The following is a 25,093-nucleotide window of genomic DNA, read 5'->3' as shown; positions in this document are numbered from 1 at the left end:
CAATGCAAGCGTTTGCTCGGTTTTTGACGGCAGGGGCATTTTTTGCGATAAAATCACCGTATTGCGATCCGGGAAGCCCATGACAAACAAGAACCCCACCTTAAGCGACGTCGCGCGGGCCAGCGGCGTGCACTTTTCCACCGTGTCGCGCGTGATGAACCCGGCTACGCGGCAAATGGTCAGCGCCGAGGTGGCCGCGCGCGTGCTGGCCGAAGCGGGCCGGCTCGGCTACCGGCCGAACCGCGCCGCCTCCACCCTCGTCACCCGCAAGTCGCGCATCATCGGCGTGGTCTTGCCCGACATTACCAACGCTGTCTTTCCACCGATCCTGCTGGGCATCGAGGAAGGCTTGCGCAAGCATGGCTACCTGGCCATCGTCGCCAACGTGGGTGCTGACGAGGAAGAGCAGCTGTTCGTCATCAACCGCCTGCTGGGACAGCAGGTCGACGGCCTGATTTTGGCTACCGCACGGCGCGACGATCCCGTCATCAAGATGTGCATCGACCAGAATGTGCCCGTCGTTACCGTCAACCGCAGCGACGAGACGGGCGTCGCTTCCTGCGTCGTCAGCGACGACGTGGTCGGCATGCGTCTGGCGGTGGAACACTTGCTGGCGCTGGGTCACCGCCATATCGCGCACATCGCCGGCCCGGAAAACCTGTCCACGGGCCACGTGCGCCGCCTCGGTTTCCTGGCCGCCATCCAGGCCAGCGAACTCGATCGCTCGCAAGCGTTCGTGTTTGAAAGCAGCGGCTATTCGCGCGAATGCGGCAAGGCGGCCCTGCTGGAACTGCTGCGCCAGTCGCCGCGAACGACGGCCGTGGTGACTGGCAGCGACCTGGTGGCCCTCGGCTGCTACGACGCCATCCGCGAACTGGGTTTGAGTTGCCCCGAAGATATTTCCGTGGTGGGCCACAACGACATGCCCTACATGGACATGATCCGTCCGCCCCTGACCACCATCCGCATCCGCCACCACGGCATCGGCACGGAAGCGGCCCGGCTGATCCTGCAAACCATCGCTTCGCCCGATTCCCCGGTGCTCGACGTGCGCCTGAAACCCGAACTGGTGGTGCGCGAATCGACGGCGGCGCCGCGCGCCTGAGTCTGCCGCTTGTTGCCCTTCTTTTGCTGGAGTATGTTTAAATCTTGATATTGATAATGATCAAGATAACCCCATGCAGACGACATATAGGCGACAACGGCGGCATGCACGGCAGGGAGGCCGCTGATGCCGAAGAATTTCGGCATGCCTGGCAATGCCTGGCGCTATGCGCTGGGCAGCGACTATGGCTATTGCTCGCCCTTGCTTGACGGCATAGAGTTTGAAAACGAGTGGGTGACGATACGCGAATCGGCGATCCGCATCCGCGCCGGCTATGCCTGGGATGGCTGTTCGCCCTGTATCAGCGTGCTCGGCCTATTTTATGTGGGCACGCCCGATGGCGCGCAGCACCTGGGCTTGCCGGCGACGTATCATGCCAGCCTCGTGCATGACGTGCTGTGCCAGTGGCGCGCCGACATTCCCGTCACCCGCGCGCAGTCGATCGCCATTTTCCAGCAGTTGCTCAGGGAGGTGCGCTTCCCCCTGGCGGGGCTGTATGCGGGCGCCGTCTTCCTGTTCGGGCCACGGCGTGACTTCATGCGGCCTGGCGCGCGCGCCGCAGTGGCCGCCCCGCACCCGCCAGGGGCAACATTAAAGCGGCGCTGAAGCTGCCGCCGACGCGCCATGATGTTAAACTGGCGGCCCTCAACGTATTTTGCCCTCCATCGCCATGACCAAAACCAACACGCCCTCCCCGAAACGCCGCGAAGAGGGCGTCGCCAAGCTGACCGTCAATCCCTTCCTCGATGCCGAGTTTTACGCGCGCATGCGCGATTACACGGAACGCGATGCGGCCATCATCAAGGAATTGAAAGCGATCGCCGAGATCCGCGCCGGCAACAAGCAGCCCGATCCCCGCCTGGCGCCGTCGTTGCAAGCACTGCGGGATACCGTCAAGAAAGGTCTGACGTTTGGCGAGATGCTCGAGCGCATGGCCGCCGGCAAGGAAAAAGGCTTGTGGGAACCGTGGATGACGACCTTCGGCATTGAAATCCGCGCCGTCAACTACGGCGCCGGCCCGCGCAACGCCTGCCTGGTGCTGGACCTGGCGGCGAATGCCCCCGCGCACGCCATGTTCGCCAAGGCCGGCATCCAGAACTGGCGCAGCCTGGCCGCCGACGATTGCTCCGTCGTGCGCTCGGAAAAAGCGACGGAAACCACGCCCTTGAAAGTGTATGCCGTGTTTTACCTGGATCCGCTGCCAGCCTGATCCGCTAGCAGCACCACCGCCAGCACGATCAGCATCACGCCCGACAGCCGTTCCAGCGACGGCAGCGCGCGCGCAAAGCGCTGCCGCAGGGCGCTGCTGCCGATAGCCAGCGCCACCGCCATATCCCACGCCAGCACGGCAAAGACCATCCACGCGCCATATGCGACCATCGCAGCGGTGTCTGTCTGCCTGGAGGCCAGCACGGTGGCCAGGCTGACGTAGAACAGCGCATTTTTCGGATTCAGGATGGCGGAGGCAAACCCCATCACGACACCGCCGCGCCAGCGCGCCTTGCCGGTGGAGGGCTTGGCATCCAGGCGGCTCTTGCCCGCATGGCGCAAGAACAGCCAGCCCAGGTACAGCAGATAGGCGCATCCCGCCAGCCGCACCACCATGAATGCCGTACTGCCCGCCCGCAGCACCGACAGTCCTCCAAATGCCGCCACGATAAACACCGCATTGGCCACGGTAATGCCCATGCACGTGCCGGCGGCGGCGCGCCAGCCGTGGGCCAGCGAGGTGCGCGCGATCAGGAAAAAATCGGGACCGGGCGACAGCAGGGAAAGAAAGTGGGCGGCGGCGATCAATAAAAAGTCCTGCATGGCTTGCGCTCCGTAACGATAGGGAGGCGAGTATGCAATGCTGCTGCCGGCGCGTATTGAAGAAAATTGCAGGCTAGCGGTAGCGCCCGGGCGTGATGCCCGCATGCGCCTTGAAGACGCGCTGCAGGTGGCTCTGGTCGGCAAAGCCCAGCTCATGCGCCAGCTGCGCCAGCGCCGTCCCTTCCTGCAAGCGGCTGCGCGCGCGGTTGACGTGCATATTCAGCTGGTAGGCATGCGGCGTCAGGCCCGTGGCGGCGCGAAAGGCGCGGATCAATTGATAGGGGCTCAGGCCAGCCGCCTCCGCCAGTTGCCACAGGCTGGCCGAGGGCTGCGCCTGCAGCGTCGCGAGCACGGGCGCCAGCTGCTGGGGCAGCGGCTTGCGTTCCGACGGCAGCACGTCTGCGCAGACGCTGGCGCTGGCGCAAGCGCCCAGAAACGCCAGCAGCGCCGCATTTTTCTCCGCCGCGCCGGCCGTTGAAAACAGCAGCGCATTCATGGCGCAAAACTGCGCATACAGCAGCGGGTAGTGCAACACCGCCGCCGTGTCGCCATCGAGCGCCGGCGCGTGTGCTTGCAGCCACCGCGCATCGAGATGCAGCATCTGGTAGCTCCACGGGGCGTCAGGCAGGGGATTGCAGGCGTGCACGCAGCCGGCCGGCACCAGCACCAGGCTGCCATTGCCGAGGGCGACCTTGCCGTCTTTGCTGCCTGTAAAGATGCTGCCGCCTGCGTCGACGGCGCCGATGGAAAACGTGGGATGGCTGTGCGGCTTGTAGCACGCCCGGCTGTGGCAGGCGCGCCGGCTCTCCACATGGGGGAGAGACGGGTCGCGCCAGAAGGCGGTGGTGCCCGGCATGACTACATCAGGATCACGTCGTACTGCTCCTGGTGGTAGGCATTCTCCACCTGCAGCGAGATTTTCTTGCCGATGAAATCACCGAGCATGGCCAGGTGCTGCGATTCTTCTTCGAGGAACAGATCGACCACTTCCTGCGAGGCGAGGATGCGGAATTCGCGCGGGTTGAACTGTTTTGCTTCGCGCAGCAGTTCGCGCAGGATTTCGTAGCAGATGGTGCGCGAGGTCTTGACTTGTCCCTTGCCGGCGCAGGCGGGGCAGGGTTCGCACAGGATGTGGGCCAGCGATTCGCGCGTGCGCTTGCGCGTCATTTCCACCAGGCCCAGCGGCGAGAAGTTGCTCACCGAAACCTTGGTGCGGTCGCGCGACAGCGTGCGTTTCAGTTCGGCCAGCACGGCGTTGCGGTGCTCGGCATTGTCCATGTCGATGAAGTCGAGGATGATGATGCCGCCCAGGTTGCGCAGGCGCAGCTGGCGCGCGATGGCGTGCGCCGCTTCCAGGTTGGTCTTGAAAATCGTGTCGGCGAAGTTGCGCCCGCCGACAAAGCCACCCGTGTTGACGTCGATGGTGGTCATCGCTTCCGTCTGGTCGACGATCAGGTAGCCGCCTGATTTCAGGTCGACCCGGCGCCCCAGCGCGCGCAGGATCTCTTCTTCCACGCCATACAGGTCGAACAGCGGGCGCTCGCCCGTGTAGTGCTGCAAGCGCGTCAGTTCGCTGGGCGTGTAGATTTCCGCGAATTCGCGCAATTTGACGTAGTTCTCGCGCGAATCGACCTGGATGGTGGCCGTTTCATCGCCGACGAAGTCGCGCAGCACGCGCTGCGCCAGGCTCAAGTCCTGGTGCAGCAGGCTGGTGGCGGGACGCGTGCGCGCGCCGTGCGTGATCGTGCTCCAGGTCTTGCGCAGGTAGTCGACGTCCGCCTTCAGGTCCGCGTCGGAAGCATCCTCGGCCATGGTGCGCACGATGTAGCCGCCTTTTTCATCGGGCGGCAGCAGGCTTTGCAGGCGCACGCGCAACTGCTCGCGCTCCGCTTCCTTTTCGATTTTCTGCGAAATGCCGATGTGCTTGTCCTGGGGCAGGTACACCAGCATGCGTCCGGCGATGGAAATCTGCGTCGACAGGCGCGCGCCCTTGGTGCCGATCGGGTCCTTGATCACCTGCACCGTCAGCACCTGGCCGTCGAAGAGGATTTTTTCGATCGGCGCCGGTGTCGCGTTCTGGCCGTCGTGGCCGCGCGCTTCCCAGATGTCGGCCACGTGCAGGAAGGCGGCGCGCTCCAGGCCGATGTCGATGAAGGCCGACTGCATGCCCGGCAACACCCGTACCACTTTGCCGGAATACACATTGCCGGCCAGGCCGCGCGTGAGCGTGCGCTCGATGTGCAATTCCTGCACGGCGCCCTGCAGGATGAGGGCGACGCGCGTTTCTTGCGGCGTGATATTGATCAGGATGTCTTCGTTCATGGAGGCGGGGAAGTGGAGGCGACGAATGACATCATACCCGGGATCAGGGCAGGGGCAAACCTGCTTCACGCAGCAATTGCGCCGTCTCGTACAGGGGCAGGCCCATGATGCCGGAATGGCTGCCTTCGATATGCTCGACGAACAGGGCGGCGCTGCCCTGGATGCCGTAGCCGCCGGCCTTGTCGTAGGGCTCGGGCGTGGCGCAATAGGCGGCGATGGAGGCCGGCGAGAGCACGCCGAAGCGCACTTGCGACACCTGCGTGCGCTGCTCGGCGAAATCCTTGTAGTGCACGGCGATCGAGGTGAGCACCTCGTGCGTGCGGCCCGACAGCTGCTGCAGCATCGCCACGGCCTCAAGGCGGTCGGCCGGCTTGCCGAGGATGATGCCGTCGATGGTGACGGTGGTGTCGGCTGCCAGCACGGGGCGCGGGGTCAGGTGGCGGCGGCGCACCAGGTCCCAGGCGAAGGCGGCTTTTTCATTCGACACGCGGGCGACATAGTCGAGCGCCGATTCGCCGGGCAGGACTTCCTCGGTGACGTCGGCGCCGCGCGGGCCGTCGCTGCGCAGCAGCAGCAATTCGAAATCGATGCCGATCTGGCGCAGCAGTTCGCGCCGGCGCGGGCTTTTGGAGGCAAGGTAGATCTTGTGATCAGCCGTTTTCATGGGGGAGTTCAGACGCGGTGATAGGGGTGGTTTTGCGTGATCGACCAGGCACGATACAGCTGCTCGGCGAGGATCACGCGCACCACGCCGTGCGGCAGGGTCATGCTGGAAATGCGCAGCATGCCTTCGGCACGTGCCTTGAGTTGCGGATCGAGGCCGTCGGCGCCGCCGATCAGGAAGGCGGTGTCGCGGCCATCCTGCTGCCACGCCATCAACTGCTGCGACAGGCCGACACTGGTCAGGTCCTTGCCGCGTTCGTCGAGCGCGATGATGCGCACGCCCTTGGGCAGGACGGTTTCGATGCGTTCGCGTTCCAGCGCCATCGCCGTGGCGGCGGTCTTGCTGCCGGAACGCTCCACCGGCTTGATTTCTTTCAGCACGATGCGCAATTCCGGCGGCATGCGCTTCGCGTATTCCGCGAAGCCCGTCTCTATCCAGGCCGGCATTTTATGGCCGACCGCAGCGATGATGAGCTGCATCGAGGCTTACGCTTCGACTTTTTTGATACGCTTGATCACGGTTTTTGCCGGTGCAGCATCGGCTGCCGGCTTGGCCGCGCGTGGGGCGCGCACTTTTTTCTCTGGCAGCGCTTTCAAGGCTTTCACGGCAGCCGCTTCGGTCTTGGTTGGCGCGACTTTCACGGTCTTGCCGACAGCTTTGGAAGCGGTGGCTTTTTTCGCCGGGGCTTTCTTGGCGGCGGTGGTGGCCGTGGCTTTCTTGGCCGGTGTCTTTTTCTCGATCACGGGCGAAGCTTCCACATTGGCCTTGCTCGCTGCCAGATGGCCGCTGACCTTTTTCGGCTCGTCGCCGGCCGCTTTTTTCGGCGCGCGCTTGGCGGCACCCAGCTTGACCGGCGTGTCGCCCCAGATTTCTTCCAGGCGGTAGTAGGCGCGGATAGGCGCTTGCATGATGTGGACGATCATGTCGCCCAGATCGACCAGCACCCATTCACCCGTTTCCTCGCCTTCCATGCCGATGATGTCGCCGCCGGCGTCCTTGACCTTGTTGCGCACCGAGGCGGCCAGCGCCTTGGTTTGACGGTTCGAGGTACCGGAAACGATCGCGATGCGGTCGAACAGGCTGGTCAGGTGACTCGTTTCGAAGACGGCGATGTCTTGGCCTTTGACGTCTTCAAGGGCGTCAACGACGAGGGTTTGCAGTTTTTTGATGTCCATTTAGCTTTTGTATAAATTATGTTGTTCAATATAGTCTAGCACTAGCGGGGAAACAAGCGAGTTTGCCCGATTCCCCCGTTGTAATGCCGCACGTATTTCGGTGGCGGAGATATCCACCGCGAAGTCCTGTGCCAGATAAGTCAGACCGTGCGGCGTGTTGCGGATGCTTTCCAGTGACCCCAGGCGGCGCGAAAATTCTTCGGCGACCACTTGCGGCACTGCGGTGTCATTCAGCGCGAAGCCGGGGCGGGCCGCGACGCAGATATGCGCGTATTCAAATAATTGCTGCCATTCGCGCCATGTCGCGAGCCGCTGCAGCTGGTCGGCGCCCATCAGGAAAACGATGGATGCGCGCGCTCCCAGCTCGGCGCGTACCTGGCGCAAGGTATCGATGGTGTAGCTGGCCTGGCCATGTTCGCTGCGCTCGATTTCCTGGCGGTCGATCACGACCGGCACGGGCAGGCCGGCAAACGCCAGGCCGGCCATCTCGGCACGCTGCTGGCCGGTGGCGCCCAGGTTGCCCTTTTGCCAGGGCGCGCCGGCCGGAATCACGCGCAGTTCATCGGCGTGCAGCAGGCTGGAAAAATGCGTGCCCAGCGCGACATGGCCCATATGCACCGGATCGTAGCTGCCGCCCAGCAGCGCCACGCATGGGGTATTGCCGGCGATGCCATGCGTCGTGCTAACTCCGGTCACGCCTGCAGCCAGTCGCGATGCACGAGGAAGTCAGTATACAACGCCGCTTCGGGACTGCCCGCTTCCGGGTGCCAGTCGTAGCGCCACTTGACCACGGGCGGCATCGACATCAGGATCGCCTCGGTGCGTCCGCCCGACTGCAGGCCGAACAGGGTGCCGCGGTCGAACACCAGGTTGAACTCGACATAGCGTCCGCGCCGGTAGCACTGGAAATCGCGTTCGCGTTCGCCGTAGGGCGTGTCCTTGCGGCGCGCCAGGATCGGCACATAGGCTTTGACGAAAGCGTCGCCGGCGCTGCGCATCATCGCAAAGCTGTCGTCAAAGCCCAGGGCGTTGAAATCGTCGAAGAAGATGCCACCGGCGCCACGCGCTTCGCGCCGGTGCTTCAGGTAGAAATAATCGTCGCACCACTGCTTGAACTTCGGATGCAGTTCGTCGCCAAACGGCGCCAGCGCATCATGGCACACCTGGTGGAAGTGCTTCACGTCGCCCGCGTCGCCATAATACGGCGTCAGGTCCATGCCGCCGCCGAACCACCATACGGGTTCGCCATCGGCATTGACGGTGCTGAAAAACCGCACATTCATGTGCACCGTGGGCGCATACGGATTACGCGGATGCAGCACCAGCGACACGCCCATCGCTTCCCACGCCTTGCCGCCCAGTTCAGGGCGCGCGGCCGCTGCCGATGGCGGCAATGCGGCGCCGGTAACGTGCGAAAAGTTCACGCCGCCCCGCTCGAATACATTGCCTTCCTCGATCAGCCGCGAAATGCCGCCGCCGCCCTCGGGGCGCTGCCAGACATCGGTCAGGAAGGGCTTGCCGTCCTGCGCTTCGAGTGCCTGCACGATACGGCTTTGCAAATCGAGCAAATAGGCCTTGACGGCCGAAGGAGAGGGAGTTGACGACATCGCGTGGGCCGACGAGGCCGAAATAAAAAAGTAAGGACGGATTGTACCCTGTTACGGATTTTTGTGATAGCAAAACCGGCGCTGCTGTTGCCGGCCCTGCTTTAGCGAGGCGGCTTGTCCTGCACCACATGGACATCATATTGCACGCTCTCATGGCCCGGCTGGCGGGCGGCATCGAGTGCTTGCGCCGCACGCTGCTGCCGGTCGTCGCGTTCCACCGTGTCGGCCGGCTGCGCCAGCGGTGCCGCAGGCGTTGGCTGCTCGCGCTTGAACCACAACGGCCCAACAATCGCCACGAGCATCAGCATTAGCAGCATCAGCACTATCATCAGGACGTTGAACGGGCGCGCGGCGCGCCGGCCATACTGGACCGGCGGTTTGCCGGCAGCATCGACGATCACGCGCGCCAGTGGCGAGCCGTGCGCGCGCGTGCGCGCTTGCAGCTCCTTGTATTGCAGCGTCGATAGCGTGCCCTGTTTCAGCATATGCCGCAAGGCCGCGACGGGCGTGGCGGCCAGGTGACCGGCTGGCAGGCTGTCGTGGGCGGCGTCGCGCTGCCACGGGTTGATCAGGTTCTGCTGGTACAGCGCGTCGACCGCCTGCCGGTTCACCTGCTGCAGCGCGGCGCTGGCCAGGTGCCGGCGAGGTTCATCGGCGGGCAGCTTGCGCAGCATCTTGAAAAAACGGTCCTCGGGCACGAGCTCGGCGCTCAGCAGCCAGGCCAGCGTCCCGATCTGGTCGGCATTCATCGCCAGCTCCGGCATATCAATGTCTTCGGCGGCATTGTGCGCGCGCTGCAGGTCGATGATCTCCAGTTCGGCCAGCGTATCGTCGTATTCGTCGCTGGTGATCAGGCCGAGGCGCAGCAGTTCTGCCAGCGGCAGCAGGCGTGGATCGGTGCTCATGGCTGCAGGCCTCCGGTAAGCAAGCCGTACACGACGGACATGACCAGGATCAGCCCCAGCACGATCAGCGCACCTTTCCAGGCCGGTGGGCGCTTGTACGGGATGCGGTCGTGGCCATGGCGCAGCCTGGACGCTTCCATGATGTCGCGCGCCAGTTCGCTGCCATGTTCACGCACGTGCACTTCCAGCGCTTCGAACTGCGCCGTCGGCAGGATGTCGTTGATCACCAGCCAGCGCATGGCGATCCAGGGCGTATAAAACATGCGGTCGGCCGGCACCGTCGCGTGTGCCGCGTCGCGCTGGAACTGGTTCAGCAAATCGAGCTCGTACAAGGCGTCGACCTCGCGGCGGTTGTAGTGCCGCACCCCCTCTGCTGCCAGTGCCTGTTGCCGGGGTGGCAGTTTGGCCATGCGCTTGTCGAAGTCATTCTTGGGCAGCAGATCGGTCAGCAGCAGCCAGCCCAGAGTGCTGGCCAGATCGGCGTCCTGCGCCAGTTCCGGCATGTCGACGGGATCCTCGGGCGGGTGCAGGCGCTCATGGGCGGCGATATCGCGTTCCGAGTTGGCCTCGTCCAGTTCCTGCGCGGTGATCAGGCCAAGCTGGTGCAGCTGGCCCAGCGATGCGTGGGGCGGTTCGATATGCATGGACTTACTCATTTACTTTGGCCAGAGGCGGTTCGCCGGCAAATTGCGGCGTCACCGACCAGCCATTGCCGGCCGCGTCGCGCTGGCGGCGCGTGAGCAGCTTCAGCACATGCAGCGCCTCGACGGAAGTATGCGTGGGCACAGGTGGATCGCTTGTCATCGGGAGTGGGTTTGTGAAGATTCAAGATGGTAAATTTTACAATGTAATCTCGTTTCCCCAGCGCACTATTGAAGTTGCGCCTGCTCCAGTTCTGTCCTGAACCGCGGTGTTAGCGACCAGTTCTTGCCATCCTCGCTGCGCTGGAAAGTAAAGTCGCCTTGCTGCAGTACCGACACTGCCAGCACCTTTGTTGCGGCAGCGGGCGCAAGGTCGTTGCGGGCCAGCAGCAGGCGGCAGGAAACCACGCCGGGCAATACTGCCTTGCATGGTCCCAGCGCTTCAATATCGCCGATTTCACGGTAGTGCTGCGGCGACACCACCGCGTTGAGATTGGCATGGTAGAGCTGCTTGCCGCGCAGTGCATCCATGCCGGCCAGCACCGCATTCTTCAGCCCATCGCGCCCGATGGGCTGGCCCTGCTGCGCAAAGCCGCCATGCCAGGCGATGCCGGCAAAGCGCGTTTGCACGATGCCCGGATGCGCATGGTCATACTCCAGCCGGCTTTTGCGGCGGCCTTCCACGCGCGAAATGGTCCAGGCGTATTGCATCGGTTTGCCGTCCTGGATGACGGTAGCCAGGCAGCCACGGGTTTTTTGCGACCAGGCATAGCCGGCCTGCTTGATATCGTGCAGGCTGAATTTGCCATCCGTGACCGCGGCCACGGTTTGTCTGGTATCACAGCGTGGTACGGCATGGCTGCTGAACCAGTACCAGGCCAGGCCGGCAACGAGCAGCGAGGCAAGCGTCAGCCAGGTCAGGGGGCTCACCGGGGCATCGCGGTCTGGTGCGGCAAGGCCGGGTGGAATGGTCATGGCGAGGAATGAGGGAGGTGATCAAAATGAAAACGGGCCGGGGCGGATGCATTCCGCGCCGGCCCGCCGTGTGATCGTTATGGGGCGATCAATGCTTCAAACCGCGCCAGCCGATGTCGCGGCGGTATTGCGCGCCGTCGAAATGGATTTTTTCCACGGTTTCATACGCCTGCTTCTGCGCCATCTTGATGCTGTCGCCCAGGCCCACCACGCACAGCACGCGGCCGCCGTTGGTGACCAGGCGTTCGCCCTCGATGCGGGTGCCCGCATGGAAGGTGACGGAATCGGGCGTCTCGGCCGGGATGTCGCCGATGGACGTGCCCTTGACAGGATCGTCCGGGTAGCCGGCGGCAGCCATGACGACGCCGACGGCCGTGCGGCGGTCCCATTCCAGTTCCACGGCGTCGAGCGTGCCGTTGACGGCGTGCTCCATGACGGTCACCAGGTCGGTTTTCAGGCGCGCCATGATCGGCTGCGTTTCCGGGTCGCCCATGCGGCAGTTGAATTCCAAGGTCTTCGGCGTGCCCTTGTCGTCGATCATCAGGCCCGCGTACAGGAAGCCCGTGAACGTGATGCCATCCTTGGCCATGCCCTGGATGGTCGGCACGATGATTTCGCGCATGACGCGCGCATGCATGGCCGGCGTGACGATAGGCGCCGGCGAATACGCGCCCATGCCGCCCGTGTTCGGGCCCTGGTCGTGGTCTTTCAGGCGCTTATGGTCCTGGCTGGTGGCCAGCGGCAGAATGTTCTTGCCGTCGCACATGACGATGAAGCTCGCTTCTTCGCCGGCGAGGAATTCCTCGATGACGATGCGCGCGCCGGCGTCGCCGAACTGGTTATCGGCCAGCATCATGTCGACCGCCTGGTGTGCTTCTTCCAGGGTCATGGCTACGACGACGCCCTTGCCTGCGGCCAGGCCGTCGGCCTTGATGACGATGGGCGCGCCCATGGCGTCGATGTAGGCGTGCGCGGGAGCGACGTCGGAAAACGTCTGGTAGGCGGCTGTCGGGATGCCGTGGCGCTGCATGAAGGCCTTGGCGAAGTCCTTCGACGATTCCAGCTGCGCCGCTTCTTTCGTCGGGCCGAAGATTTTCAGGCCGCGCGAGCGGAACAGGTTGACGATGCCCGCCGCCAGCGGCACTTCCGGACCGACGACCGTCAGGCCGATGTGTTCCTGTTGAACGAAATCGGCCAGCAATTGCGGGTCGCTGATGTCGAGATTGACCAGGCGCGCATCGCGCGCGGTGCCGCCATTGCCCGGCGCGACATACACCATCTGTATGCGTTCGGACTGGGCCAGTTTCCAGGCCAGGGCGTGTTCGCGGCCGCCAGAGCCGACTACCAGAATTTTCATAGGTACCGTTCGTTCAATGTGGGTTGCAGGGCGGCGGTGCCGCCCTTGATGTTGTTGCTTAGTTCTCGATCAGGGCGTTCGTAAACACTTCCTGGACATCGTCCAGCAGTTCCAGCGCATCGATCAGCTTTTGCATCTTGATGGCGTCGTCGCCCGCGTAGACGGTTTCCGTCGCCGGCTTCATGATGACTTCGGCCACTTCGGCCTTGAAGCCGGCCGCTTCCAGCGCTTCCTTGACGGTGGCGAAATCGTGCACGGGAGTGACCACTTCGAAGCCGCCTTCTTCATCGGCGATGACGTCGTCGGCGCCCGCTTCCAGTGCCGCTTCCATCAGCTTGTCTTCGTCGGTGCCCGGCGCGAACAGCAGCTGGCCGCAGTGCTGGAACATGAAGGCAACCGAGCCTTCATTGCCCATGTTGCCGCCATTCTTGTTGAAGGCGTTGCGCACTTCGGCCACCGTGCGCACCTTGTTGTCGGTCATGCATTCGACGATGACGGCCGCGCCGCCCACGCCGTAGCCTTCGTAGCGCACTTCCTCGTAGTTGGCGCCGTCGACGCCGCCGCTGCCGCGGTTGATCGCGCGCTGGACGTTGTCTTTTGGCATGTTCGCATCGGCCGCCTTGTCGACCGCCAGGCGCAGGCGCGGATTGGTGATGGCGTCGGCGCCGCCCATGCGGGCCGCGACCGTGATTTCCTTGATCAGGCGCGTCCAGATTTTGCCGCGCTTGGCATCGGTGGCAGCCTTTTTATGCTTGATGTTGGCCCATTTGCTATGTCCTGCCATGTCGAATCTTCCTTAGACGGGTGTTCAATTGTGGCCGACATTTTAGCATATCGGCCCCCCGCAAAGCGGCATGGCCCGGTCATCAAGCGGACACATTTTGTTGTTAAAGTGACGCGCTTTCATGTTATGCATCATCCCACCACTCCAATAATCAAGATTAAGGGCGCGACATCATGGCAAGTCAAATGGATAGGCGGCAATTTCTGAAATTGGGCGGCTTTATCACGGTCTCCGTGGCGACCGCCGGCCTCGCCGCCTGCGGCAGCACCGATTACAGCGATCCTGGCGTGCCGCTGGCCTCGGGCAGCGACTGGAAATTCCCGCAAAGCGTGGCCTCGGGCGACCCGCGCGCCGACAGCGCCATGCTGTGGACGCGCGTCGTGCCCGCCAGTTTCGATGCCGTCGCGCCCGCCGTGGCCGGCAAGGACGAGGTCGCCGTACGCCTGATCGTCAGCGCCAGCGACAATACGGCCGCCCTGGGCAGCAATACGGCCCTGGTCGGCACGCCCATCGTCGATGCCAAGCTGCCGCTGAAAGCCGATTTCGACAATACGCTGCGCCACAAGGTGACGGGCTTGCAGCCGGGCCAGGTGTATTTTTACCAGTTCATCGCCGGCGACGTGCGCTCGAACGTGGGCCGCTTCAAGACAGCGCCCGCCGCCACGGCCGACGTGCCGCAGCTGCAGTTCGCCTACCTGACGTGCCAGGACTGGAGCATCAACCACTGGGGCGCGCTGTCGCACATCGCCGCCAATGAAAGCCTGGATTTCATCGTCCACCTGGGCGATTACATCTATGAAACGGTGGGCGAGGCATTCCAGAGCGGCGCCGTGGAAAGTCGCCACGACCAGCTGAAACTGCCGGACGGCACGTATAAAAGCGGCACGTCCGGCGCGAAATATGCCACCACGGTGGCCGATTACCGCTACCTGTACAAGAAATACCGCACCGATGCGCGCCTGCAAGCCGTGCACGAACGCTTTGCCTTCATCGCCATCTGGGATGATCACGAATTCACGGACGACGCCTGGCAGGACGCCTCCACCTACGAGGGCATCGTGGCCGCCGACGGCAGCGATTTGCACCAGCCGGCCCGCCGCCGCAGCGCCAACCAGGCGTGGTTCGAATACATGCCGGCCGACGTCACGTTCGATGCCGCCGCGACAACGTTCCAGAACATCCAGATCTACCGCGATTTCCAGTTTGGCAAACTGATGCAGCTGGTGATGACGGACGAGCGCCTGTACCGCGCCGACCATGCGATCGCCGAATCGACCATCAATCCCACCACGGGCAAGCCGCTGGGCAGCATCGGCAGCCGCTATCTGGTGCCGCAAGCGCTGTTCGACAGCGTGGAAGGGCAGAAGATGGCCGCCGCCACCAAGGCCGGTGCCGACCCGCTGGCTGCCGTCGGCATGCTGGGCACGACCCAGCGCGACTGGTGGAAAAGCAAGATGAAGGCAGCGACCTCTACCTGGAAGCTGTGGGGCAATGAAGTGTCCTTGCTGCGCATGGGCTTGAATGGCACGGATGCGATCGCCACCTTGCTGGCCCTGAGCGCCATGTCGAACGTGGGCAAGGCCATCGCCAGCACCCTGCCACTGGTGGGCGGCAGCGTGCCGCTGGCCTCCAGCATCGTGGCCGCTTCCACGGCGGGCGCATCGGCGACCGTGGCGCAAGCGGCGGCCATGGCGATTGCCGCTGCGCCAGCCAATGCCGGCGCGCAGGGCGCCGCTGCCGTGGGCGCCGGCTTGAGCGCGGCCCAGGCCGGCATCACGGTGGCGGCCTACAACAGCGGCTCGCCGGCCGCCGCCGCGCAAGTGATCGCCTTCGGCTGGATCAAGCCCGACGTGCAGGCCAAGGGTGCGGCATCGAGTTTTGTCGCCGCTTCCGGCCAGCAGGCGGCACTGGCGCCATTCTTCACGCGCTTCCTGCTCAATTGCGACCAGTGGGATGGCTACAACAGCGAGCGCAAGAATTTGATGGCGCACCTGAAAAACAATGCCATCGGCAACGTGGTGGCGATTACCGGCGATATCCACTCGTTTTTTGCGGGCACGGTCAGCGACGATTTCGATGCCGCCGGCGGCGGCACGCCCGTCATGGTGGACCTGGTGTCGGCCGGCGTCAGCTCCGATTCCTTCTTCAGTTACCTGAAGTCGGCCGCCGGCAGCATGGGCGATATCGGCACCCTCGTCAGCTATCCGCTGGCCATTCCCGTCACGGGCCTGGGCACGGTGAATCTCGACATCAATCTGCTCGACTACACCATGGGCAAGGCGGCGCCCACCATCGACAGCCTGCTGGAGCAATTGCGCGTGCAGCTGCGCGGCGCCCTGGCCGCCAAGGGCGTGCCGGAGGCGCAGCTCGAAGCCACGGTAGCTGCCGTGCAGGCCGGCTTGAAAGCGAGCACTGACTTCAGCGCGACCCTGCTGGGCCTGGCGCAGCAATTGTCCGGCCTGGGCAACAACCCGTGGATCAAGCATCTGAATACGGATGCGCAGGGCTATACGGTGGTCACTTTGACGCCGGGCAAGCTGGTGGCGCAGTTCAAGCAGGTAAATAAACTGATCGGCACGGCGGCGCCAAGCAACGTGATTGCGCGGGTGACGACGGCGACGGTGACGGCGGGCGCGGCGGCGGTGGTGGTGTCTTAAAATTATTTATTAAACGTCAAGCCCAAAGCAAGGGCTGGGGTCAGACCCTCAGGGTCCGACCCCGGTTTTTGCCGTCGGGCTTATCAGCCGCCTGTCGCTTTTGCCTTACAATCTGGAGATGAGCTCCAGTTCCCCGCAAGCATCTCCTCCCTCGCTTCCCCGTTCCGTCTACCTCGGTGGCCTGGCCATCGCCGTGGGCGGGGCGGTGCTGTTTTCCACCAAGGCCATCGTCGCCAAGCTGCTGTACCGCTACCAGATCGACTCCGTCACCCTGATCGCCTTCAGGATGATTTTTTCGCTGCCCGTATTCGCCGTCATCGCCTGGTGGAAGATGCGCACGGAGCCGCCGCTGTCGACCAGCGACCGGCTGCGCCTCGTCGGGCTGGGCCTCGTCGGCTACTACCTGTCCAGCTATCTGGACTTTCTAGGCTTGCAATACATTTCCGTCGGCCTGGAGCGGCTGATTTTGTTCCTCACGCCTACTTTCGTGCTGCTGATTACCACCGTGTACTTCAAGCAGCGCATCAGCCGCCTGCAGTGGCTGGCACTGTTCACGTCCTACTGCGGCATCGTGCTGGTGTTCGTGCATGACTTGCAGGGCGGCGCCAGCAATGTGGCGCTGGGGTCGACTCTCGTGCTGGGTTCGGCTTGCGCGTATGCCGTGTATCTGCTGGGCTCGGGTGAACTGGTCAAGCGCATCGGCTCGATGCGCCTGGTTAGCTATGCGATGTGCGTGGCCAGCTTTGCCTGCATCTTTCAATTCTTCATCCTGCGTCCCGTCGAGCTGCTGATCCAGCCCATGCCCGTGTATGGCTTGTCTTTGCTGAACGGCATCTTTTGCACGGTGATGCCCGTCTTCATGACGATGATCGCCGTCGAGCGCATCGGCGCGCCCGTCGCCTCGCAAGCGGGCATGATAGGCCCCGTGTCGACCCTGTTCCTGGGCGCCATGATTCTCGATGAACCGATCACCAACTGGCAACTGGCTGGCACCAGCCTGGTCTTGGCCGGTATCTACTTGCTGTCGAAAAAGAAATAATTCCTCCACCCACTGAAATGGTCCTCACCATGAAAACACGTATCGCCCTGATTGCCCACGACAAGAAAAAAGATGACATGATTACCCTGGCGGGCGAATACCTGGACTTTTTGAAGGGTTGCGAACTGTCGGCCACGGGCACCACGGGCGGCCGCTTGATCAACGAACTGGGCCTGGCGGTCGAACGCAAGCATTCCGGTCCGTTCGGCGGCGACTTGCAGATCGGCTCGCTGCTGGTGGAAGGCTTGATCGATTGCGTGATTTTCCTGCGCGACCCGATGACGCCGCAGCCGCACGAGCCGGACATCAACGCCCTGGTGCGCGCCTGCGACGTGCACAACGTGGCGTGCGCGACGAATCTGTCGTCGGCGCACCTGGTGCTGTCGCAGCTGCAGGCGCGGGCCAGCGCGGCCGCCTGATTCACCCAGACAAGGAGATGAGCATGAGTGCAACGATTACCACCAAGGCCATCCGCGTACAGCGTGTGGGCGGCCCGGAAGTGATGGAATATGTGGACGTGGAACTGCCGCCGCCCGGCCCCGGCGAGGCGCGCGTGAAACACGAGGCCATCGGCCTCAATTTCATCGACGTGTATTTTCGCACGGGCCTGTACCCGCAGCCGCTGCCCAATGGCCTCGGTGTCGAGGGCGCGGGCATCGTCGAGGCAGTGGGCGAGGGCGTCACGGAAGTGAAAATCGGCGACCGGGTGGCGTATGCGGCGCGCATCAATGGCGCGTATGCGCAGCAGCGCAACTTGCCGGCGGCCCTGCTGCTGGTGTTGCCCGAGCGCATCGCTTTCGATACGGCCGCCGCCATGATGCTGCAAGGCTTGACGGTGCAATACCTGTTCCACCGCACGGTGGCCCTGAAGGCGGGCGATACCGTCCTGTTCCACGCGGCCGCGGGCGGCGTGGGCCTGATCGCCTGCCAGTGGGCGAAAGTGCTGGGTGTGAACCTGATCGGCACGGCCGGTTCCGATGAAAAGGCGGCGCTGGCCAAGGCGCATGGCGCCGCCCACGTCATCAACTACAACACGGAAAACTTCGTCGAGCGCGTGCGCGAGATCACGGGCGGCAAGGGCGTCTCCGTGGTGTACGATTCCATCGGCAAGGATACGTTTACGGGTTCGCTCGACTGCCTGGCGCCGCTGGGCATGATGGTCAGCTTCGGCAACGCGTCCGGTCCCGTGCCGGCCTTCACCCTCAGTGAACTGGCGTCGCGCGGCTCGCTGTTCCTGACGCGTCCGGCCCTGTTCAGCTATGCCTCGAACCGTGCGAACCTGGAAGAAATGGCCACCTCGCTGTTCGGCGTCGTCAGCAGCGGCGAAGTGCAGATCGAGATCAACCAGCGCTACAGCCTGGCCCATATCGCCCAGGCGCACACGGACCTGGAAGGGCGCAAGACGACCGGTTCCACCATCATCGTGCCATGAGCGGCGGCAATGACGGCACGCCGAAGTTCGGCCGATTGCTGATCGTGCTGTTATTGGCCGTCGCCCTGATCGGCGCGCTGACGTTTGCGGCCGAGGCGTATTATTCGTAGACATAAAAAAACCGGCTTGCGCATTGCTGCACCAGCCGGTTTTTTTATATTGCAAAGTCATTACTCGATTTTGACTTCGACTTTCCGGGGCACACCGCTCTGGCCGGGGAAGTCGGCAAAGGCGCTGGCGACCATGGCCGGCATCACCTGCGACGTGGCGCGCTTGTTGCTGGTCGATTGCACGGTCACGTCATACAGTTTCTTGCCGTTGCGGTCATTGATCGTCACGCGCAATTCGCGTTCGTATTTGTGGCGCACGCTTTCTTCCATGTCCATCGGACCATACCAGTAGGGGTTGTAGCCAAAGCGGCCATAGCCTGGCCATGCGCCGTAGCGGTAGCCGTAGCGGCCAGGCCAGTAGCCGGGGCCATACCAGAATGGATCGGACGCCTGCAGCACGCGCTCAGGATAGTCGACGGTGGAAAACTGCATCGCCACGCGCAAATTGGCTGCGGCCGGGCCGGAAGCTTCGCCAAAGCCGTGCTTGGCCAGTTCCGCGCGCACCAGGTTCTGGTAGCTGCGGTATTCCAGCGTGTCGTTTTCCGCCGCTGGCGCTTCAAACGCATACGATTTGTCCTGCAATTGCGCAGGCCACTCGTGGAAGACGGTGACGTCGCTGCGTATGGTGGTGGCGCATCCGGTCAGCAACACGGTCAATGCGGCCATCATGATGGTGAGATAACGTTTCATTGCATGACCTCCTGATAGTAGACACAATTCATCGCTTAGTATTATAAGAATAGTTCTATTTGTTTCTATTCATTATTACAGAATGTTACCGAGCATGTCGGCGTGTAAGGGAATCCAACATTCCTGGCCTGAATCGCGACTATCGGGGGCTGGTGTTGGTAAAATAGGCTTTTGCCTCCGCTCCCACCCAAATCCCTATGCGCACAGACAGCCCTCAGACGATTTACCGCAAAGATTACACGCCGCCCAGCTTCCTGGTCGACAGCGTCGAACTTGGTTTCGATCTCGATCCCGCCCGCACAGTGGTGGCGAGCCGGATCCGCATGCGCCACAACCCGGCCAGCACCAGCCGCAGCATCGAATTGCACGGCGAACATATTGAACTGGTGCAAGTCCGCCTGAACGGCAAGCTGCTCAAGCCGTCGCAGTACAAGCTGACGGCCAGCATGCTGACCATTCCCAAGGCACCGGACGATGTTACGCTCGATATCGAAACCGTGCTGGCGCCGCAGGACAATACCTCGCTGTCCGGCCTGTACGTGTCGAACCATAATTTCTTCACGCAGTGCGAAGCGGAAGGCTTCCGCCGCATCACCTTCTTCCCGGACCGCCCGGACGTGATGGCCAAGTACACGGTCATGCTGCGCGCCGACAAGGAGCAATATCCGGTACTGCTATCGAACGGCAACCTGATCGAAGAGGGCGACCTCGGTGACGGCCGCCATTACGCCAAGTGGGAAGACCCGTTCAAGAAGCCGTCCTACCTGTTCGCCCTGGTCGCCGCGCGCCTGGTGTGCCAGGAAGAGCGCTACACCTTGAAGTCGGGCCGCGAAGTGCTGCTGCAAGTGTGGGTGGAAGACGGCAACCTCGATAAAACCGACTACGCCATGCAGTCGCTGAAAAACTCGATCCGCTGGGACGAGGAGCGCTTCGGCCTGGAACTGGACCTGGACCGCTTCATGATCGTCGCCGTGGGCGATTTCAACATGGGCGCCATGGAAAACAAGGGGCTGAACATCTTCAATACCAAGTATGTGCTGGCCAATGCGCGCGTGGCGACCGACGTCGATTACGCGGGCATCGAAGCGGTGGTGGGCCATGAATACTTTCATAACTGGACCGGCAACCGCGTGACGTGCCGCGACTGGTTCCAGCTGTCGCTGAAGGAAGGCTTGACGGTGTTCCGCGACCAGGAATTCTCGGCCGACATGATCGGCACGGATACGGGCCGCGCCGTCACGCGCATCGACCAGGTGCGCACCCTGCGCCAGGCGCAGTTCCCTGAAGACGCGGGCCCGATGGCCCATCCCGTGCGTCCCGATTCCTTCGTCGAGATCAATAACTTTTATACGGTCACGATCTACGAAAAGGGCGCCGAAGTGGTGCGCATGTACCAGACCCTGGTGGGCCGCGACGGCTTCCGCAAGGGCATGGACCTGTATTTCGAGCGCCACGATGGCCAGGCCGTCCAGTGCGACGACTTCCGCGCCGCCATGGCCGACGCGAATGGCCGCGACTTCAGCCAGTTCGAGCGCTGGTACAGCCAGGCCGGCACGCCTGTCGTCACCGCTTCCACGCGCTACGATGCCGCCAGCCAGACGTTCGAGCTGACGCTGGCGCAAAGCTGCCCCGCCACGCCGGGCCAGCCGAAGAAACTGCCGTTCCACATTCCCGTCACCGTCGGCCTGCTGGCTGCCGATGGCGGCGACCTGCCGCTGTACGTGGATGGCGTGGCATCGAACGGCGCCACCAGTGTCGTGCTGGAATTGACGCAAGCGTCGCAGACTTTCCGCTTCACGAATGTGACGCAAGCCCCCGTGCCGTCGCTGCTGCGCGACTTTTCCGCGCCCGTGGTGCTCGAATACGGCTATACCGACGCCGAACTGCTGCACCTGTTCCGCCACGACAGCGATCCCGTGAACCGCTGGGAAGCGGGCCAGCGCCTGGCCATGGAGCGCCTGCTGAAACTGACCGGCGCCGTCGCCGCAGGCGAAGCGCTGGCGCTGGACGACACCTTCATCGAAGCGCAGCGCGCCCTGCTGGCCGATGAAACGCTCGATCCTGCCTTCCGCGAGCTGGCCCTGATCCTGCCGTCGGAAACCATCATCGCCGAGCGCCTGGCGCAAGTCGACCCGCAGGCCATCCATGCGGCGCGCCAGTTCATGCGCCGCACCATCGCTGCCGCGCTGAAACCTGAGCTGCTGGCGCAATACCATGCCAACCAGACGCCGGGCGAGTACAGCCCGGACGCGTTGTCGGCCGGCAAGCGCGCGCTGAAAAAACCTGGCCCTGTCGTATCTGCTGATCGCGCCCGCAGCGGCGGAGCTGGACCTGGCGCGGCTGCAGTTCGACAATGCCGGCAACATGACGGACCGCGCCGCAGCGCTGGCGGCACTGATTCATTCCGGCTCGCAGCCGCATGCGCAGGCGGCCCTGGCCAGCTTCTATGGCGATTTCGAGAACGAGGCGCTGGTGGTCGACAAGTGGTTCGCCATGCAGGCGGCCGCGCCAACGACCGATGTGCAAGCCGTGCGTCAGCTGATGACGCATCCGGCCTTCACCCTGAAAAACCCGAACCGCGCGCGCAGCCTGATCTTCAATTTCACCAACGCCAATCCGTCGCAATTCCATGCGGCTGACGGCAGCGGCTATGCCTTTTGGGCCGAACAAGTCATCGCGCTCGACGCGCTGAACCCGCAAGTGGCGGCCCGCCTGGCGCGCTCCATGGACCGCTGGCGCCGTTACGTGCCTGCGCTGCAAAGCCACATGCGCGAGGCGCTGGAAAAAGTCGCCGGCCAGGCCAGCCTGTCGAATGACGTGATGGAAGTCGTCAGCAAGGCATTGGCCAATTAACACCGCAATAATCATCAAAACAGAGGGATTTCATGAAACGCATCAGTCTTACGCAATACCTGGTTGAAGAGCAGCGCTCGAACAACAGCATTCCGGCCGAACTGCGCCTGCTGATCGAAGTCGTCGCGCGCGCTTGCAAAACCATCAGCCACGCTGTCGGCAAGGGCGCGCTCGGTGAAGTGCTGGGCACGGCCGACACGGAAAACGTGCAGGGCGAAGTACAGAAGAAACTCGACATCATCTCCAACGAGATCTTGCTTGAAGCGAATGAATGGGGCGGCCACCTGGCGGCCATGGCGTCGGAAGAGATGGAATCGATCCACCCGATCCCGAACCGCTATCCGAAGGGCGAATACATGCTGCTGTTCGACCCACTGGATGGTTCCTCGAACATCGACGTCAACGTCTCCATCGGCACCATCTTCTCGGTGCTGAAAGCGCCGGACGGCATGGGTCAGCCGACCGAGCAGGACTTCATGCAGGCGGGCAGCAAGCAGGTGGCGGCCGGCTATGCCGTGTACGGCCCGCAAACCATGCTGGTACTGACCTTCGGCAATGGCGTGAACTGCTTCACCCTGGACCGCGAGATGGGTTCGTGGGTCCTCACGCAAAGCAATATGCAGATTCCGCCGACGACGAAGGAATTCGCCATCAACATGTCGAACGCGCGCCACTGGCATCCTCCCGTGAAACGCTATGTCGATGAACTGCTGGCCGGCGACACGGGCCCGCGCGGCACCAACTTCAACATGCGCTGGATCGCCTCGATGGTGGCCGACGTGCACCGCATCCTGAACCGCGGCGGCATCTTCATGTACCCTGCCGACCTGCGCGATACGTCGATGCCGGGCAAGCTGCGCCTGATGTACGAAGCGAATCCGATGGCCTTCATCGTCGAGCAAGCCGGCGGCGCAGCCACCGACGGCCAGCAGCGCATCATGGACATCGCCCCGCACAAGCTGCACCAGCGCGTGCCCGTCTTCCTCGGCTCGAAAGACGAAGTGGCCCGCGTGACCGCCTACCACGCGGAGTAAAAAGCCGCACTTTTCCACGATTTTCAGCGGCCCGCAGCCGGGCCGCTAAAAAAATGCAAAAAAAGTTCGCGTTGACACTAGCAAATTTTGTGCATTGTTTGTAGAATGTGGGTCTTCGCCGTTGTAGCTCAGTTGGTAGAGCAGCACATTCGTAATGTGAAGGTCGCCAGTTCGATTCCGGCCAACGGCACCAAGTTTCATCAGAAAACCCGCTTGCTTGCAAAAGTCAGCGGGTTTTTTGTCGTCCTCGATTTCAGCGCCATGGCTGGCGGGAGCAATCTGTATTGGAAGCCGGCCGCGAGCTCGAACCCAGGCGCAGTGCTCCGCCGGCATATACGTCTGCAGGCTACAATATTGCATTGGCTTTCACATCAGCGGAACTCTACCCATGCCCGAAAAACTGTCCCAGTACCTGGCCTCGCTCGACGCCTACGATGGCGATGCGCCACCCGTGATTGATCTCGATCTCTACTTTGCAGGCAATACCGACGAAGAGTCGATCGCGCCGAACCAGTGGGGCTATGGCCGCCCGCCGATTGCGCAGCTGTATGAAAGGTTCCGCGAGATCGCCGCCAGGCCGGACGTGGAAAAGGTGCTGGTCGGCTTGCACCAGGATTGGTGCGACTATGGCGAGGCGGACGTGGACGCGAAACGTTTTCCGCCTGCGGAAAACGTGCATATCTTCACGTCCGCACGCCAGGACGAGGTGGAGCGCTGGATCGCCGGCATGGAAGCCGACGGCGTCATCCCCGGCTGGCCTTACGGCAAGCCCGACAACGCTCCTGACCCGTCACAGGGCTATACCGTGCTGTCGGTCTGCTGGGACTGAGCGTCGCTCAGAAGTTGTGCCTGATCCCCAGCGCCACGCCCGACATGGTGGCGCCCGCCCTGCCTGTTTCGTGTCCCAGGCTGTTGATGGCAAAGTCGGCGATGCCGTGGCGGCCGTTGGCCAGGCGCGTGTAGTAGGCATACAGGCTGCTGCGTTTCGACAGCTGGTAGTCGTAGCCGGCGGTGGCGTGGGTGGCGCCCGTATCCGCTCCCGCACGCACGGTGCCGATGCTTTCCAGCGCGCTGCCGCTGGCGCTTTGGGCATGCGCCAGGCCGAAGCGCAGGCCGTGGCGGCCGAACTGGCGCGTGGCGGAAAAGTAGGCCGTGCGCCGGCGCAGCTGGCCCGTGGGCGTGGCGTAGCGCAGGCTTTCCAGCACCACAGCCAGCTGCGTGGCGCTGTCGACGCGCCAGGCCAGGGCCAGCTTGCTGCCACGGTCGGAGAGACCGGGTCCCTGATAGTCGTGGTGTGCCTCATGCGCCAGGGTGGCGTACAGGGTGCCATCGTCATAAAGCAGGGCGGCCGACGCCAGGGCTGGCCGCGCGCCGCTGGCGGGCCGCTCTTCCCCCATGCCGCGCGCCACGCGCAGCGACCAGCCCTGCCACTGCGGCGTCCAGTAATGCACGCTGTTCTGCTGGCGCCGGTCGAAGGAATACGTGTTGCTGGTATTGCTTTCGGTGGCGCCCGCGCCGTTGCCCATCAGGCTCATGTAGCCGGCCGTGGTGGGGTAGAACGGGTCGAGCGCGGACGTGGCGCTGTTGTAGGGCAGGGTCCAGTTGCCGGCAAAGAGCGTACCCCACGGCCCGGCAATACCGACGCGCGTGTCGCGCGCGGCGATTGATCCTGCGCCCGTATCGGGCGACAAGGTGCCCTCGACCTGGAACAGCGCCTGCCAGCCGCCGCCCAGGTCTTCGCTGCCGCGAAAACCGAGTACCGAGCGGTTGTTGGACACGCGCTGCACGCTGTCGCCGCTGGCGGGCGAGTGCAGCGCTTCGAGCGCCACGTTCAGGCGGCCGTACAGCTGCACATTGTCCTGTGCCGCGGCTGGCAGGGCAGCCGCCAGCGCGAGCGCGCCAACCGCCAGCAGGGGCAATCGCGTCAGCAT

Annotated in this window: 25 protein-coding genes, 1 tRNA gene and 1 pseudogene; 11 read left to right on the top strand and 16 right to left on the bottom strand. The window is 63.4% G+C overall.

Features of this window, described 5'->3' with window-relative positions; translation table 11 throughout:
* The first annotated feature begins 79 nt into the window (after positions 1 to 79).
* The 3 genes from JAB1_RS19460 to JAB1_RS19450 all read left to right on the top strand — a co-directional run bounded on the left by JAB1_RS19460 (position 80) and on the right by JAB1_RS19450 (position 2,315).
* Positions 80 to 1,105, top strand: coding sequence for a LacI family DNA-binding transcriptional regulator (locus JAB1_RS19460; RefSeq protein WP_034786474.1), 1,026 nt, complete (start codon positions 80 to 82; stop codon positions 1,103 to 1,105).
* A 126-nt stretch (positions 1,106 to 1,231) separates the two neighbouring features.
* The gene (locus JAB1_RS19455; protein ID WP_052140504.1) at positions 1,232 to 1,711 is read left to right on the top strand and encodes a hypothetical protein; all 480 of its coding nucleotides are present in this window, start codon (positions 1,232 to 1,234) and stop codon (positions 1,709 to 1,711) included.
* Between the two features lie 64 nt (positions 1,712 to 1,775).
* The gene (locus tag JAB1_RS19450) at positions 1,776 to 2,315 is read left to right on the top strand and encodes a hypothetical protein (RefSeq protein ID WP_226939445.1); all 540 of its coding nucleotides are present in this window, start codon (positions 1,776 to 1,778) and stop codon (positions 2,313 to 2,315) included.
* Here the strand turns inward: JAB1_RS19450 and JAB1_RS19445 are convergent.
* The 14 genes from JAB1_RS19445 to JAB1_RS19385 form a co-directional block, all read right to left on the bottom strand.
* Positions 2,291 to 2,917: a LysE family translocator gene (locus JAB1_RS19445; protein ID WP_070281441.1), complete on the bottom strand. Its 627-nt coding sequence runs from the start codon at positions 2,915 to 2,917 to the stop codon at positions 2,291 to 2,293. The genes JAB1_RS19450 and JAB1_RS19445 overlap by 25 nt on opposite strands.
* A gap of 73 nt (positions 2,918 to 2,990) precedes the next feature.
* Positions 2,991 to 3,773 carry an AraC family transcriptional regulator gene (locus tag JAB1_RS19440; protein ID WP_070281440.1) on the bottom strand — a complete coding sequence of 261 codons (783 nt, stop codon included), beginning with the start codon at positions 3,771 to 3,773 and terminating at the stop codon, positions 2,991 to 2,993.
* Between the two features lie 2 nt (positions 3,774 to 3,775).
* Positions 3,776 to 5,239: a ribonuclease G gene (rng, locus tag JAB1_RS19435; protein WP_034747098.1), complete on the bottom strand. Its 1,464-nt coding sequence runs from the start codon at positions 5,237 to 5,239 to the stop codon at positions 3,776 to 3,778.
* Between the two features lie 43 nt (positions 5,240 to 5,282).
* On the bottom strand, positions 5,283 to 5,903 hold the full coding sequence (locus JAB1_RS19430) for a Maf family protein (protein ID WP_034786478.1): 621 nt from the start codon (positions 5,901 to 5,903) through the stop codon (positions 5,283 to 5,285).
* 8 nt (positions 5,904 to 5,911) lie between these two features.
* Positions 5,912 to 6,382, bottom strand: a complete 471-nt coding sequence (gene rlmH / locus JAB1_RS19425) for a 23S rRNA (pseudouridine(1915)-N(3))-methyltransferase RlmH (protein ID WP_070281439.1) — start codon at positions 6,380 to 6,382, stop codon at positions 5,912 to 5,914.
* Between the two features lie 6 nt (positions 6,383 to 6,388).
* Positions 6,389 to 7,078: a ribosome silencing factor gene (gene rsfS / locus JAB1_RS19420; RefSeq protein ID WP_070281438.1), complete on the bottom strand. Its 690-nt coding sequence runs from the start codon at positions 7,076 to 7,078 to the stop codon at positions 6,389 to 6,391.
* Positions 7,079 to 7,726 (bottom strand): nicotinate (nicotinamide) nucleotide adenylyltransferase, encoded by a 648-nt coding sequence (gene nadD / locus JAB1_RS19415; RefSeq protein ID WP_225317413.1) that lies wholly within the window; start codon positions 7,724 to 7,726, stop codon positions 7,079 to 7,081.
* Between the two features lie 44 nt (positions 7,727 to 7,770).
* Positions 7,771 to 8,685, bottom strand: coding sequence for an oxygen-dependent coproporphyrinogen oxidase (gene hemF / locus JAB1_RS19410; RefSeq protein WP_070281437.1), 915 nt, complete (start codon positions 8,683 to 8,685; stop codon positions 7,771 to 7,773).
* 101 nt (positions 8,686 to 8,786) lie between these two features.
* On the bottom strand, positions 8,787 to 9,590 hold the full coding sequence (locus tag JAB1_RS19405) for a hypothetical protein (RefSeq protein WP_070281436.1): 804 nt from the start codon (positions 9,588 to 9,590) through the stop codon (positions 8,787 to 8,789).
* The gene (locus tag JAB1_RS19400; protein ID WP_070281435.1) at positions 9,587 to 10,234 is read right to left on the bottom strand and encodes a hypothetical protein; all 648 of its coding nucleotides are present in this window, start codon (positions 10,232 to 10,234) and stop codon (positions 9,587 to 9,589) included. The genes JAB1_RS19405 and JAB1_RS19400 overlap by 4 nt, the downstream gene beginning before the upstream one ends.
* Before the next feature lie 4 nt (positions 10,235 to 10,238).
* A complete protein-coding gene (locus tag JAB1_RS29980; RefSeq protein ID WP_161789604.1) occupies positions 10,239 to 10,376 on the bottom strand; it encodes a hypothetical protein in 138 nt (45 codons plus the stop codon).
* Between the two features lie 83 nt (positions 10,377 to 10,459).
* On the bottom strand, positions 10,460 to 11,206 hold the full coding sequence (locus tag JAB1_RS19395; RefSeq protein WP_070281434.1) for a hypothetical protein: 747 nt from the start codon (positions 11,204 to 11,206) through the stop codon (positions 10,460 to 10,462).
* A gap of 88 nt (positions 11,207 to 11,294) precedes the next feature.
* Positions 11,295 to 12,563 carry a phosphoribosylamine--glycine ligase gene (purD, locus tag JAB1_RS19390; RefSeq protein ID WP_070281433.1) on the bottom strand — a complete coding sequence of 423 codons (1,269 nt, stop codon included), beginning with the start codon at positions 12,561 to 12,563 and terminating at the stop codon, positions 11,295 to 11,297.
* A 58-nt stretch (positions 12,564 to 12,621) separates the two neighbouring features.
* Positions 12,622 to 13,347, bottom strand: a complete 726-nt coding sequence (locus JAB1_RS19385) for a YebC/PmpR family DNA-binding transcriptional regulator (protein ID WP_034786485.1) — start codon at positions 13,345 to 13,347, stop codon at positions 12,622 to 12,624.
* A 185-nt stretch (positions 13,348 to 13,532) separates the two neighbouring features.
* Between JAB1_RS19385 and JAB1_RS19380 the strand changes: the two genes are divergently transcribed.
* From JAB1_RS19380 to JAB1_RS19365, 4 genes are all read left to right on the top strand, one after another.
* On the top strand, positions 13,533 to 16,004 hold the full coding sequence (locus JAB1_RS19380) for an alkaline phosphatase D family protein (protein ID WP_070281432.1): 2,472 nt from the start codon (positions 13,533 to 13,535) through the stop codon (positions 16,002 to 16,004).
* A gap of 118 nt (positions 16,005 to 16,122) precedes the next feature.
* Entirely contained in the window at positions 16,123 to 17,043 is a 921-nt protein-coding gene (locus tag JAB1_RS19375) for an EamA family transporter (protein WP_070281431.1), read from the top strand.
* Between the two features lie 29 nt (positions 17,044 to 17,072).
* Complete coding sequence (locus tag JAB1_RS19370) at positions 17,073 to 17,462, top strand: methylglyoxal synthase (protein WP_034786684.1); 390 nt, start codon at positions 17,073 to 17,075, stop codon at positions 17,460 to 17,462.
* 23 nt (positions 17,463 to 17,485) lie between these two features.
* Positions 17,486 to 18,475, top strand: a complete 990-nt coding sequence (locus JAB1_RS19365) for a quinone oxidoreductase (RefSeq protein WP_070281430.1) — start codon at positions 17,486 to 17,488, stop codon at positions 18,473 to 18,475.
* A 170-nt stretch (positions 18,476 to 18,645) separates the two neighbouring features.
* Here the strand turns inward: JAB1_RS19365 and JAB1_RS19360 are convergent, their stop codons facing one another.
* Positions 18,646 to 19,275, bottom strand: a complete 630-nt coding sequence (locus JAB1_RS19360; RefSeq protein ID WP_070281429.1) for a DUF4136 domain-containing protein — start codon at positions 19,273 to 19,275, stop codon at positions 18,646 to 18,648.
* A 197-nt stretch (positions 19,276 to 19,472) separates the two neighbouring features.
* Here JAB1_RS19360 and pepN point away from each other — a divergent pair.
* The 4 genes and pseudogenes from pepN to JAB1_RS19340 all read left to right on the top strand — a co-directional run bounded on the left by pepN (position 19,473) and on the right by JAB1_RS19340 (position 23,991).
* Positions 19,473 to 22,128 (top strand): annotated as a pseudogene (pepN, locus tag JAB1_RS19355) (aminopeptidase N).
* 32 nt (positions 22,129 to 22,160) lie between these two features.
* Positions 22,161 to 23,162: a class 1 fructose-bisphosphatase gene (locus JAB1_RS19350; protein ID WP_034747152.1), complete on the top strand. Its 1,002-nt coding sequence runs from the start codon at positions 22,161 to 22,163 to the stop codon at positions 23,160 to 23,162.
* Between the two features lie 117 nt (positions 23,163 to 23,279).
* A tRNA-Thr gene (locus JAB1_RS19345) sits at positions 23,280 to 23,355 on the top strand.
* Positions 23,356 to 23,550: 195 nt separating this feature from the next.
* Entirely contained in the window at positions 23,551 to 23,991 is a 441-nt protein-coding gene (locus JAB1_RS19340) for a hypothetical protein (protein ID WP_034786491.1), read from the top strand.
* 7 nt (positions 23,992 to 23,998) lie between these two features.
* On the opposite strand, the gene JAB1_RS19335 is transcribed toward JAB1_RS19340, so the two are convergent.
* On the bottom strand, positions 23,999 to 25,093 hold the full coding sequence (locus tag JAB1_RS19335; RefSeq protein ID WP_070281428.1) for a porin: 1,095 nt from the start codon (positions 25,091 to 25,093) through the stop codon (positions 23,999 to 24,001).

This window comes from Janthinobacterium sp. MP5059B, from assembly GCF_001758645.1.
In the GTDB taxonomy this organism is placed as follows: domain Bacteria; phylum Pseudomonadota; class Gammaproteobacteria; order Burkholderiales; family Burkholderiaceae_D; genus Janthinobacterium; species Janthinobacterium lividum.
This window is presented reverse-complemented; position numbering and strand designations above follow the sequence as displayed.

What these genes read in the sequence shown, in the direction of transcription:
- JAB1_RS19460 (WP_034786474.1), top strand. Translation starts at nt 80, where the DNA reads ATGACAAACAAGAACCCCACCTTAAGCGACGTCGCGCGGGCCAGCGGC.
- JAB1_RS19455 (WP_052140504.1), top strand. Translation starts at nt 1,232, where the DNA reads ATGCCGAAGAATTTCGGCATGCCTGGCAATGCCTGGCGCTATGCGCTG.
- JAB1_RS19450 (WP_226939445.1), top strand. Translation starts at nt 1,776, where the DNA reads ATGACCAAAACCAACACGCCCTCCCCGAAACGCCGCGAAGAGGGCGTC.
- JAB1_RS19445 (WP_070281441.1), bottom strand. Translation starts at nt 2,917, where the DNA reads ATGCAGGACTTTTTATTGATCGCCGCCGCCCACTTTCTTTCCCTGCTG.
- JAB1_RS19440 (WP_070281440.1), bottom strand. Translation starts at nt 3,773, where the DNA reads ATGCCGGGCACCACCGCCTTCTGGCGCGACCCGTCTCTCCCCCATGTG.
- rng (WP_034747098.1), bottom strand. Translation starts at nt 5,239, where the DNA reads ATGAACGAAGACATCCTGATCAATATCACGCCGCAAGAAACGCGCGTC.
- JAB1_RS19430 (WP_034786478.1), bottom strand. Translation starts at nt 5,903, where the DNA reads ATGAAAACGGCTGATCACAAGATCTACCTTGCCTCCAAAAGCCCGCGC.
- rlmH (WP_070281439.1), bottom strand. Translation starts at nt 6,382, where the DNA reads ATGCAGCTCATCATCGCTGCGGTCGGCCATAAAATGCCGGCCTGGATA.
- rsfS (WP_070281438.1), bottom strand. Translation starts at nt 7,078, where the DNA reads ATGGACATCAAAAAACTGCAAACCCTCGTCGTTGACGCCCTTGAAGAC.
- hemF (WP_070281437.1), bottom strand. Translation starts at nt 8,685, where the DNA reads ATGTCGTCAACTCCCTCTCCTTCGGCCGTCAAGGCCTATTTGCTCGAT.
- JAB1_RS19405 (WP_070281436.1), bottom strand. Translation starts at nt 9,590, where the DNA reads ATGAGCACCGATCCACGCCTGCTGCCGCTGGCAGAACTGCTGCGCCTC.
- JAB1_RS19400 (WP_070281435.1), bottom strand. Translation starts at nt 10,234, where the DNA reads ATGCATATCGAACCGCCCCACGCATCGCTGGGCCAGCTGCACCAGCTT.
- JAB1_RS19395 (WP_070281434.1), bottom strand. Translation starts at nt 11,206, where the DNA reads ATGACCATTCCACCCGGCCTTGCCGCACCAGACCGCGATGCCCCGGTG.
- purD (WP_070281433.1), bottom strand. Translation starts at nt 12,563, where the DNA reads ATGAAAATTCTGGTAGTCGGCTCTGGCGGCCGCGAACACGCCCTGGCC.
- JAB1_RS19385 (WP_034786485.1), bottom strand. Translation starts at nt 13,347, where the DNA reads ATGGCAGGACATAGCAAATGGGCCAACATCAAGCATAAAAAGGCTGCC.
- JAB1_RS19380 (WP_070281432.1), top strand. Translation starts at nt 13,533, where the DNA reads ATGGATAGGCGGCAATTTCTGAAATTGGGCGGCTTTATCACGGTCTCC.
- JAB1_RS19375 (WP_070281431.1), top strand. Translation starts at nt 16,123, where the DNA reads ATGAGCTCCAGTTCCCCGCAAGCATCTCCTCCCTCGCTTCCCCGTTCC.
- JAB1_RS19370 (WP_034786684.1), top strand. Translation starts at nt 17,073, where the DNA reads ATGAAAACACGTATCGCCCTGATTGCCCACGACAAGAAAAAAGATGAC.
- JAB1_RS19365 (WP_070281430.1), top strand. Translation starts at nt 17,486, where the DNA reads ATGAGTGCAACGATTACCACCAAGGCCATCCGCGTACAGCGTGTGGGC.
- JAB1_RS19360 (WP_070281429.1), bottom strand. Translation starts at nt 19,275, where the DNA reads ATGAAACGTTATCTCACCATCATGATGGCCGCATTGACCGTGTTGCTG.
- JAB1_RS19350 (WP_034747152.1), top strand. Translation starts at nt 22,161, where the DNA reads ATGAAACGCATCAGTCTTACGCAATACCTGGTTGAAGAGCAGCGCTCG.
- JAB1_RS19340 (WP_034786491.1), top strand. Translation starts at nt 23,551, where the DNA reads ATGCCCGAAAAACTGTCCCAGTACCTGGCCTCGCTCGACGCCTACGAT.
- JAB1_RS19335 (WP_070281428.1), bottom strand. Translation starts at nt 25,093, where the DNA reads ATGCTGACGCGATTGCCCCTGCTGGCGGTTGGCGCGCTCGCGCTGGCG.